Origin of the sequence: Corallococcus sp. AB049A (assembly GCF_003668885.1) — a bacterium.
Lineage (GTDB): Bacteria > Myxococcota > Myxococcia > Myxococcales > Myxococcaceae > Corallococcus > Corallococcus interemptor.
Window position 1 is genome coordinate 1 of sequence record NZ_RAWL01001217.1, and the last position, 425, is coordinate 425.

Sequence of the window (425 nt, forward strand, 5' to 3'; positions counted from 1 at the left end):
TTTTGCAACTGAATCAGTTCAGCATGAACGTTGGTGGGTGGTAGGATTATCGATGTCGATATGGGTTGCGATGAAATGTCGTGTTTTCGCAGCGATAACCATTCGATTGAAACGCTTAAACGATGGGCTGTCTGTGCATCGCGAGTATCAGCAGTTAAGGTAAGATTTCGGCTATCACGCTCAATAACCTCTAGGATAATACGGCTGCTAGCATTGCTAAGAGAATCGCTAACGTTAATACCTTGGCTGCGAAGTTGTTTTTTTAGCTTAAGCGCCAGTGAGCGATCACCGTCGATGAAAATTGCTTGTCTATGATCGCTGATCACCAGTGGTTTTTGTAACTGGTAGCCGCAGCCAACTAGGCAGAACAATAAGATGATGAATAACTGATGGCTTAATCGCAGCATAAGTTTTAGCCCTTAGAT

At 43.8% G+C, this 425-nt stretch carries 1 protein-coding gene; it reads right to left on the reverse strand.

Annotated features, from left to right (window positions below):
• A partial coding sequence (locus D7X55_RS45200; protein ID WP_233610472.1) for a hypothetical protein occupies window positions 1–407 on the reverse strand: 407 nt, incomplete at its 3' end.
• Between the last annotated feature and the right edge of the window lie 18 nt (window positions 408–425).